10 protein-coding genes and 1 pseudogene are annotated in these 8,929 nt (G+C 71.1%); 7 read left to right on the plus strand and 4 right to left on the minus strand.

What is annotated here, in order from left to right:
* Positions 1–8: 8 nt before the first annotated feature.
* Positions 9–536 carry a hypothetical protein gene (locus tag VNG13_02145; protein HVA59321.1) on the plus strand — a complete coding sequence of 176 codons (528 nt, stop codon included), beginning with the start codon at positions 9–11 and terminating at the stop codon, positions 534–536.
* Here VNG13_02145 and VNG13_02150 read toward each other — a convergent pair.
* Genes VNG13_02150 through mshA form a run of 3 tightly spaced genes read right to left on the minus strand, consistent with a single transcriptional unit; the run spans position 533 to position 3,128 of the window.
* Entirely contained in the window at positions 533–1,276 is a 744-nt protein-coding gene (locus tag VNG13_02150; GenBank protein HVA59322.1) for a phosphoglyceromutase, read from the minus strand. The two genes, VNG13_02145 and VNG13_02150, sit on opposite strands and share 4 nt — an antisense overlap.
* Positions 1,277–1,302: 26 nt before the next feature.
* Positions 1,303–1,827, minus strand: a complete 525-nt coding sequence (locus tag VNG13_02155) for a YbjN domain-containing protein (GenBank protein HVA59323.1) — start codon at positions 1,825–1,827, stop codon at positions 1,303–1,305.
* The gene (gene mshA / locus VNG13_02160) at positions 1,824–3,128 is read right to left on the minus strand and encodes a D-inositol-3-phosphate glycosyltransferase (protein ID HVA59324.1); all 1,305 of its coding nucleotides are present in this window, start codon (positions 3,126–3,128) and stop codon (positions 1,824–1,826) included. The genes VNG13_02155 and mshA overlap by 4 nt, the downstream gene beginning before the upstream one ends.
* A gap of 167 nt (positions 3,129–3,295) precedes the next feature.
* Here mshA and VNG13_02165 point away from each other — a divergent pair, with 167 nt between their 5' ends.
* The 4 genes from VNG13_02165 (at position 3,296) to VNG13_02180 (ending at position 6,979) form a co-directional block, all read left to right on the plus strand.
* Positions 3,296–4,039, plus strand: coding sequence for an SDR family NAD(P)-dependent oxidoreductase (locus VNG13_02165; GenBank protein HVA59325.1), 744 nt, complete (start codon positions 3,296–3,298; stop codon positions 4,037–4,039).
* Between the two features lie 10 nt (positions 4,040–4,049).
* Positions 4,050–4,490, plus strand: coding sequence for a hypothetical protein (locus tag VNG13_02170; GenBank protein HVA59326.1), 441 nt, complete (start codon positions 4,050–4,052; stop codon positions 4,488–4,490).
* Entirely contained in the window at positions 4,487–5,221 is a 735-nt protein-coding gene (locus VNG13_02175) for a maleylpyruvate isomerase family mycothiol-dependent enzyme (GenBank protein HVA59327.1), read from the plus strand. Before VNG13_02170 ends, VNG13_02175 begins: the two co-directional genes overlap by 4 nt.
* Positions 5,222–5,326: 105 nt before the next feature.
* Positions 5,327–6,979 (plus strand): sialidase family protein, encoded by a 1,653-nt coding sequence (locus tag VNG13_02180; protein HVA59328.1) that lies wholly within the window; start codon positions 5,327–5,329, stop codon positions 6,977–6,979.
* A gap of 198 nt (positions 6,980–7,177) precedes the next feature.
* Here the strand turns inward: VNG13_02180 and VNG13_02185 are convergent.
* Positions 7,178–7,318: pseudogene (locus VNG13_02185) on the minus strand (cysteine hydrolase).
* A 400-nt stretch (positions 7,319–7,718) separates the two neighbouring features.
* On the opposite strand from VNG13_02185, the gene VNG13_02190 reads away from it, so the two are divergent.
* Together VNG13_02190 and VNG13_02195 are read left to right on the plus strand one after the other, a co-directional pair.
* Positions 7,719–8,045 carry a hypothetical protein gene (locus tag VNG13_02190; GenBank protein ID HVA59329.1) on the plus strand — a complete coding sequence of 109 codons (327 nt, stop codon included), beginning with the start codon at positions 7,719–7,721 and terminating at the stop codon, positions 8,043–8,045.
* Positions 8,046–8,629: 584 nt separating this feature from the next.
* Positions 8,630–8,929: isoprenylcysteine carboxylmethyltransferase family protein (locus VNG13_02195; GenBank protein HVA59330.1), on the plus strand; the 300-nt coding region annotated here is incomplete at its 3' end.

Here is an 8,929-nt window from a genome sequence, read left to right on the forward strand (position 1 = left end):
CCGAGCTCGTGACCGGCAGCCATGTCCGCGCCCGCCTCGCGGTGCTCGGCGCCCTCGCCGTTGCCGCGCTCGCCACCGGCTGCAGCGCGGGCATCGGGGCGGAGACATCCCAGGAGCGTCCCGCCGTGCAGGGCGTGGAGGCAACCCTCGGCAAGGTCGCGCTCCGCGACGTCTACATCGAACCGTCGGCGACCGGTGGCCCGGACCTGGCCTACCTGGTTGCGGTGCTCGTCAACAGCGGGCCCACGCCGGACACGCTCGACGGGATCTCCTCGACCGCGGCGACGTCGATCACCGCGTCCACCGGCGCAACCACTTTTCCCTTGAACGACGGAACGCTCCTCGCCCTGACCGACCCCGTCACCGGGGAGACCGGGTTGACGGTGTCCATGTCGCTGAGCCAGCCGGCCACGGTCGGCCTGACGATCCCGGTGACGTTCAGTTTCGCAAGTGCCGGCTCGACGACGCTTCAGGTTCCGGTGTATGTCAACCCGGGGACGACGGCGACGTCGACGCCGATCCCGGTCGGCAGCTAGCGCCCCTGGTTGGCGACCGCCTGGATCGCCGCCCGCGCCGCCGCCGGGTCCAGGTACTCCCCACCCGGGACGGTGGGACGCAGGTGATCGTCTAGGTCATAAAGCAACGGGATCCCGGTCGGGATGTTGAGCCCCGGGATGTCCGCGTCCGAAACCCCGTCGAGGTGTTTCACGACCGCGCGCAGCGAGTTGCCGTGCGCCGCGACGAGGACGACGGACCCGGCCCGCAGGTCGGGGACCAGGGCGTCGTACCAGTAGGGCAGCAACCGCTCGACGACGTCGCGCAGGCACTCGGTGTTTGGCAGCAGGTCGGGTGCCAGCGCGGCGTAGCGCGGATCGCCGGCCGCGGTGTACTCGGAGTCGGCCGGCAGCGGCGGCGGCGGCACGTCGTAGGAACGCCGCCAGAGCATGAACTGCTCGTCCCCGAACTCGGCCCGGATCGCCGCCTTGTCCTTGCCTTGAAGCGCGCCGTAGTGACGCTCGTTGAGTCGCCAGGACCGCCGGACCGGGATCCACTGCCGGTCGCAGGCGGCGAGGGCAAGCTCCGCGCTGCGGATTGCCCGGCGCTGCACCGAGGTGTGCAGAACGTCGGGCAGCAGTCCGGCCTCGGCGAGCAGCCGGCCGCCGCGTTCGGCCTCCGCCACCCCCCGCTCGGTGAGGTCGACGTCGACCCATCCGGTGAAGCGGTTCCGCGCGTTCCACTCGCTCTCGCCGTGGCGGAACAGGACCAGCGTGCTCATGGTGGCGAAGTCTGCCAGCCGGGCGGTCAGTCGCCCGGCGGGGGCGGGCGGTCGCCGTCCGGATCGGCGAAGTGGGCGAACGCCGCCAGGTTGGCCAGGCTCTCACCGCGGTCGCTGCGCCAGGCCCATTCCCGGCGGATCGAGCCGGCGAAGCCAAGCTCCAGGGCGGTGTCGAAGTTCTCGTCGGCGTAGCTGAGGACGCAACCGAGCAGCCGGTCTATCTCCTCGGCGCTCACCGATGCGAGCGGCAGGTGGCCGGCGATGAAGACGTCCCCGAGCCGGTCGACGGAGAAGGCCATCCCGAACATCCGGGCGTTGCGCTCGAGCAGCCAGCGGTAGAACCCGGCGTGGTTCTCGTCCGGGCGGCGGACGAAGAAAGCCTCGACCAGCAGGCTGTGCTGGCCGACTACCAGCCAGCAGTTCGTGGCCAACTTGTGCTGGCCGGCCAGGGCCACCAGGAAGGCGCCCGGCCGGGGCCGCTCGTAGTGGAGCTCGGCATCGTCGAGGGCGGCTGCGATGACCGCGTCCAGTCGATCGAGCTGGCCGCTCACCGGGCGGCCGCCGCGGTGCGGTCGTCGACCCCCTGCTCGAGGTTCGCGATCGCGTCCCGGTAGACGTCGAGGACACCGCCGGCGGTGGCGCTCCACCCGAACTGCGCGGCGTGGCGCAGCGCACCGGAACCCAGCCGCTCGGCGAACCGCGGCCGCTCGGCGAGCCGGCGGATCGCCGCCGCGTAGTCGGCCGGGTGGTGCCCGGCGACGAGCAGGCCGGACCGGCCGTCGTCGACCGCGGTGCGAAGGCCGCCGACCGCGGCCGCGACGACCGGCGTGCCGCAGGCCTGCGCTTCGAGGGCGACCAGGCCGAACGACTCGTTGTAGCTGGGGACGACGCAGACCGTCGCGGCCCGGTACCAGTCGGCGAGCCGGGCGTGGGGGGCCGGCGCGGCGAATCGCACGACGTCGGCGACCCCGAGCTGACCGGCGAGCTTCTGCAACCGCTCGGCATGGTCGAGTCCGGCACCGCTCGGGCCGCCGACGATCGCGACGACCAGCCGGTCGCGCAGACCGGGTTCGGCTGCGAGCAGGTCCGCGGCGACCCGGACCAGCAGGTCGGGTGCCTTGAGCGGCTGGAGCCGGCCGACGAACAGGGCCACGACCGCGTCGGGGCGCAGCCCGAGTCGAGCCCGCGCCTCGACCCGGTCCCCGGGCCGGAACATCTCGAGGTCGACACCTGGCGCGACGATCGCCACCCGGTCCGGGTCGGCGCCGTACAGCCCGACCAGCTGCTCCGCCTCCTCGGCGGTGGAGGCGATCAGCCGGTCGGCGGCCGCGACGACCTGCGCCTCCCCGATGACCCGCGCGGTCGGTTCCGGTGCGTCCCCGTCGGCGAGCGAGGCGTTCTTCACCTTGGCCATCGTGTGCATGGTGTGCACCAGCGGCGCGCCCCAGCGCTCCTTGGCCAGCCAGCCGACCTGGCCGGACAGCCAGTAGTGGGAATGGATGACGTCGTAGTGCCCGGGGTCGTGCATCGCCTCGACCCGGAGCACGCCGCTGGTGAAGGCGCAGAGCTGGGCCGGCAGGTCGTTCTTCTCCAGGCCCTCGTACGGCCCGGCGGTCACGTGCCGGACGACGACCCCGGGGTGCAGCTCGATGACCGCCGGCAGGTCGCTGCGGGTGGCCCGGGTGAAGATGTCGATCTCGATGTCGAGCGCGGCCATCCGCTTGGCCAGCTCGACGACGTAGACGTTCATCCCGCCGGCGTCGCCGACCCCGGGCTGGTCGAGCGGCGAGGTGTGCAGCGAAATGGTCGCGACCCGGCGCGGGCGGCGACGGCGCGCGACGGAGACGGTCACCGCCCGCCTCCCTCGCAGCGTTCAGCCATCCTCACATCGAACCGCCGGCTGCCCGTTCCGATTCCCGCCCCCGGGCGGGCCGGGCGGCCCGGGCGGCGCGGGCCGGCCGGGCGGGCCGGGCGGGCCGGGCGGGCCGGGCCGGACCGTGCTGACCATAGGCTGCACCGATGGTCAGCACGAGCGCCGTAGTCACCGGCGCGAGCAGCGGAATCGGCGCCGCGACCGTGCGCCGGCTGGCCCGGGACGGCTTCACCGTCGTTGCGGCCGCCCGGCGGCTGGAGCGGCTGGAGGCGCTCGCCGCCGAGACCGGGGCCCGCCCGGTGCGCCTCGACGTCACCGACCCGGCGTCGGTGGCCGACCTCGCGGCCGCGGTCGAAGAGTGCGCGGTCCTCATCAACAACGCCGGCGGCGCGCTCGGCCTCGAGCCGGTCGCCGAAGCCGACCCGGCCGACTGGGCGCGGATGTACGAGGTCAACGTCCTCGGCGTTCTCCGGGTGACCCAGGCGCTGCTCCCGCAGCTGATCCGGTCCGGGGACGGGGTAATCGTCAACGTCGGATCGACCGCCGGGCACCTGGTCTACGAGGGCGGCGCCGGCTACACCGCGGCCAAGCACGCGCTGGCCGCGGTGACCGAGACGCTGCGCCTGGAGCTGTGCGGTCAACCGGTCCGGATCACCGAGGTGGCCCCGGGGATGGTGCACACCGAGGAGTTCAGCCTCACCCGCTTCCGCGGGGACCAGGAGCGCGCGGACGCGGTCTACCGGGGCGTCGCCGCGCCGCTGGTCGCCGAGGACGTCGCGGACGCGATCGCCTGGGTGGTCACGCGACCGGCGCACGTCAACATCGACCTGCTGGTGGTCAAGCCGCGGGACCAGGCCGCCCAGCACAAGGTGCACCGGGGCGCGCCGTGAGAATGGACCGATGACCGCCGACCACACCCACGTAGTCTCCAACGGCAAGCGCCGCCTGACCCTCGACGAGCTGGCCGTCATGCAGCCCGGGCTCGATCGGTTGATGGCCGAGGTGGGGCCGCGGATGCATCGGCTCTACCACGCGGCGCGGGCCGGGAACTGGCCGCTCGCCGAGTACTTCTTCCGATCCGTCGTCAAGCAACTGCGGCTGTGCGCGACCAGCCGGCCCAAGTACGCCGAGGACATCGACCGTTATCTCGCCGAGGACACCCCGGCGGTCCGCGAGGCGCTGCGCGCCCAGGACAGCGACGGCTTCCACGCGGCGTACGCCAGCATGGTCGATCGGGCCAACGACTATCACGTCTCGACCGGCAAGCCGTTCATCCGCTGGGTGACCCCGACCTCCCCGCCGGATGACCTCGACCTCACCGCGGGAGTGGAAGCGCCATGACGGTTAGCTACCCGGAGTTCGTCGCCGCGACCCGCCGGGAAGGCGAGGGCCTGCTCACCGCGGCCCGGATCGGTCTCGACGCGCCGGTCCCGACCTGCGGCGAGTGGACGGTCGGGGACCTGCTGTCGCACGTCTCCCGGATCTACCGGTTCGTCGCGACCGCGGTGCACGATCGGGCGACCGCGGCCCCCGCCCGGCCGGAGATCCCCGACGGCGCCGATCTGATCGACTACGCCGAGTCCGCGCTGGACGACCTGGTAGAGGCACTCGGCGGCGTCGACCCGCAGACCCCGGTCTGGAACTGGTCGCACCAGGAGCAGGTCGCCGGGTTCTGGGCCCGGCGGATGGCCCAGGAGTCGCTCGTGCACCGCTGGGACGCGCAGAACGCGCACGGGATCGCGCAGCGGATCGAGCCGGAGCTCGCCGCCGACGGCCTCGACGAGCTTTTCGACGTGCTTATGCCGCGGATCCTCGAGCGGGACTTCCCGGACCGGTCGACCATCCCGTCGGTGTCACTCGGCCTGCATGCGAGCGACATCGACCGGCAGTGGCGGGTGGCGCTGTCCCCGGCCGGTTTCGACCCGCAGGCACCCGGGCCGGCCGAGGTGGACCTCACCGGCAGCGCCCCCCGGCTGCTGCTCACGGTGTACGGCCGGATCGGCTTGGACGCGATCGAGTTGACCGGGAGCGCCGCCGCCCTGGATACCTGGCGCGGGGCGCTGCACTTCTAGCTCCAGCTTGGCCGGCCGGTGGCGATTGCCCCGGCGCCACGGGGGAATATGGCAAGGAGCGGTGGCAAGGAGCGGGGTACCGGCGGCAAGGTAGGCGGAGGCGGCATGCGGCGGGCGCTCGGTGTAGGGACGGTCGCGCTGGCGGTGGCCGGGCTGGCCGTCGTGGCCGTGCCCGCGCAGGCGACCGTCGCCGGACCGGTGATGTCCCCCGCACTGGCGCTGCCCCGGTTCGGCGGCGGGGAACCGTCGATCGCGGCCGACCCGACCGGCAACGGGACAGTGATCGTCACCGCACCACAGGGGGTTCCCGCGGTGGCCGGCTGCCAACTCCTCGGCGCGGCGACCTGCAACGGGGTCGCCGCCTGGCGCAGCACCAACTTCGGGGTGAGCTTCGACGCCGGGCAGGGCGTCGGTTCGCTCACCGGCGGCGGCGACTCCGACGTGGCGATCGCCCCGGACCACACGGTCTACGTCGCCGATCTCGAAGCGGTGGCCGCGGCACTGTGCGTCTCGGCCGACGGCGGGCGAACCTACGGCACCGGAGCCGTGGTCAACACCGCCTGCAACGGTCTCGCGCTCAACCAGCAGGGCCCCGAGAACGACCGGGAATGGCTGACCGTCGGACGCCACGGCGAGGTCTACCTCACCTACCACGACTTCACCGCCGGCTTCCCGATCATCCTGCGATCCGACGACAAGGCGCGCACCTTCCTGCCGTGCGGCACCATCCTCAACCCCTCCTCCGCCGCCGGTCAGAACTACAACCCGGCGCAGGGCACCCTGGTCGCCAAACCTGCGGTCGGCAAAGACGGATCGCTCTACGTGGAGGTCACCGAACCGGACCAGACGTCGACGACCGCGGTCGGAGCCGCCCTGGACAACCTGTTCATGACCGTGGCCAAGGGCGGCTGTTCGGGCGGCACGGTGTTCAGCAACTACACGATCTACCGCAACACCGGGGCCAGCCTGGGCGAGATCTTCAACGCCGACGCGATCGACGGCGCTGGCACCCTCTACGTAGTGGCCGCGGGTCGCACGACCGCCGGGCAGACCAACCACAACATCTGGCTGTTCGTCTCCCACGACGGTGGCCAGACCTGGACCGCGCCGATCCGGGTGAACACGCCGAATCTCACCGCGAACGTGCTGCCGGCGATCACCGGCGGCCTCGGCTCGAACCAGGTGGCGCTCGGCTGGTTCGGGAGCTCGACCAGCGGTGATCCGAACAACACCAAGGATCGCTGGAACTACTACGTCGCGACCTCCCTGGACGGTGGCCGCACCTTCCAGCAGAGCGCGGTGGCGCTGTCCGGTAAGTGGGCCGGCTCCTACGTCCACTACGGCGACATCTGCACCCAGGGGCTGTTCTGCGGCCTGGTCCCCGGCCAGCCCGGCAATCGCGACCTGGCGGACTTCTCCTCGCTCACCGTAAACCCGCGCACGGGCTGCCTGCTGCTGGCGTTCCCGGCCGACCCCTACAACAACAACCCGGCCACCAAGCCGCCGAGCACGGACAACTTCAGCTCCACCGCCTACGTTTCCCGCCAGGTGGGTGGCAGCTGCCTCGCGCCGACCCCCACCACGCCAGGACCCCAGCGGCCGCCCGCCGCCAAGCCCCCGGCCGGTAGCGCGAGCGGGCCGACGACCGCCGCCGTCGGCAGCGGGCTGGCGGACACCGGGTCCGACCCCGCGATCCCGGTGATCGGCCTCGCCCTGCTCGTCGCCGTCGGCGTCGGCAGCCGCGCCCTGCGCCCCTGACCGGTGAAGACCTCGGCCACCATCGGGAAGTGCACGGTCCTCGACGACAGGGGCGGCGGTGCGCTCGGCTTCGAACCAGTCACCTACGCCGACCCGGGCGACTGGACGCGGGTGTAGGAGGGCAAAGCCGGACCGAGCGCCGGAGGTACGACCCGGTCGACCGGCGTCAGAGAGTGGCGTCGAAGTCGACTCCTTGGTCTCGACCGACCCCGCGGTCCGCCTCGACGCCGTCTGGGTGGTCCAGTACAGGTTCGTGTGTGCGATGACCCGGTCCGGCGGCGGCGCGCCCCATGCCGTCTGGTCTTCCGTGGTGTGGGCATCGCTGACAAGGGTCGCGTCGCATCGGGGCGCTGCCCGTCCCGCTCGGAAATGCAATCCGGTCGCCGAGCAGGGCGAACGTCACCGGCTGACCATCTTCAACGCCCCGGCGGGCGCACCACAGGATCTTGAGGAAATAGCATGATTAACGGGCCTTTGTGGGGTGAGCATGACGGTCACCTCGTTGACCTTCGCTCGTTGACATTCGCTGCCGGCGTCGATGTCACCATGGGCCGCACGAGGGCGCGGCGTTCGGTGCTGCCCGGCACCGTCGAGCAGCGAATGCCCTGCGACGGGGTCACCGACCTGAGCGCCGCACGGGCGGCTACCCTCGGCCAGGAGGTCCCTTCGAGGGACCACGCCAGACGGGTTCAGTTGCGGAGGACACGTGGAGGGTGGGACCCCTATCTCGTATGCGGGCGTGCCCAAGGGCACCCCGATGCTGACTTCAAGCGACCGGGAGTTCGGGACGATCGAGCACGTGCTGGAGATCCCGCAAGAGGACCTCTTCGACGGCATCGTCGTGAAAACCGCTGACGGGCTGCGGTTCGTCGACCGCGACCAGGTCAGCGAGATCACCGATCGCTACGTGATCTGCGACCTCAGTGACGAGGAAGCTGCGGACTTACCGGCGCCGAGCGGATCACCCGTCTATCACGCAGACGCCGCACAGGACGCCGGGAACTCGCTGCACGACAAGTTCGGTCGCATGTTCCTTCGACGGCACTGGATCGAAGACAAGAACTGAACGGACCTGCGTGATCCGCTGGGATGCCCGGACTTGGAGGCTGGGTGAACCACGGCTTCAAGTTTCACGGTTGACGGTCCGCGCCGCTGCTGGGGCCTAGCTCCTGGGCACCTCTCGTTGACGAGATCGATGACTGGGGTGATCTTGCTGATCGGCACGGTACGGTCCGCAATCTGCTTCACGGTCGGAATGGGCTTGCTTGCCAGTGCGTGATTGACAACGTCTGCTGGTACTGACTCCTTGCGGCTAGCCTGGCTGCGTCCGCATCGCGCGTCTGTCGTGGTTGTCCTCTTCAGCGGGGCTTAGTGACGGTCAGTTGGCGCGGCGCGTGATCCACCAGTAGCAGCCGCCGAGGGCGGCGAGGGCGAGGAAGATACCGACGTCCAGCCATTGGAAGGTCCAGTAGCGGCTAGCCGGCTGGTAGGTGACCACGAGATGGAACAGGCGGGCCGCCTGGTTCTGACAGTGCTAGCGATCTGGTCATCGGTTTTGGGTGGCTCGTGTTCTGGGGCTACTGGCTCGCCTCGTCCGTCGGCGTCAAGTCCGGTCGAACGCGTTGGCGTCGCTTCGCGGGCATCCGGGTCGTGATCGCGCTGATCGTCCTGCTGCTTCTCCGGGTGCGCGCATTTCGCGGGCATGCGATGCATGATCCGTGGTTGGCGGGCGTCGGCGTTGCTCTGTTCGTCATGGGATTGACCCTCGCGATCTGGGCGCGGCTCTTCCTCGGTCGCAACTGGGGCGCTCCGATGTCGGAGAAGGACAACCCCGAACTCGTCACGACGGGTCCCTACCGCTGGATCCGAAACCCCATTTACTCGGGCCTCATCCTCGCCATGATCGGCACAGCCACCGCGGTGAGCGTCTCCTGGCTCGCGGTTGTCGCG

This window comes from Mycobacteriales bacterium (assembly GCA_035533475.1).
GTDB lineage: Bacteria > Actinomycetota > Actinomycetes > DATLTS01 > DATLTS01 > DATLTS01.

What these genes read in the sequence shown, in the direction of transcription:
- VNG13_02165 (HVA59325.1), top strand. Translation starts at nt 3,296, where the DNA reads ATGGTCAGCACGAGCGCCGTAGTCACCGGCGCGAGCAGCGGAATCGGC.
- VNG13_02180 (HVA59328.1), top strand. Translation starts at nt 5,327, where the DNA reads ATGCGGCGGGCGCTCGGTGTAGGGACGGTCGCGCTGGCGGTGGCCGGG.
- VNG13_02150 (HVA59322.1), bottom strand. Translation starts at nt 1,276, where the DNA reads ATGAGCACGCTGGTCCTGTTCCGCCACGGCGAGAGCGAGTGGAACGCG.
- VNG13_02170 (HVA59326.1), top strand. Translation starts at nt 4,050, where the DNA reads ATGACCGCCGACCACACCCACGTAGTCTCCAACGGCAAGCGCCGCCTG.
- VNG13_02175 (HVA59327.1), top strand. Translation starts at nt 4,487, where the DNA reads ATGACGGTTAGCTACCCGGAGTTCGTCGCCGCGACCCGCCGGGAAGGC.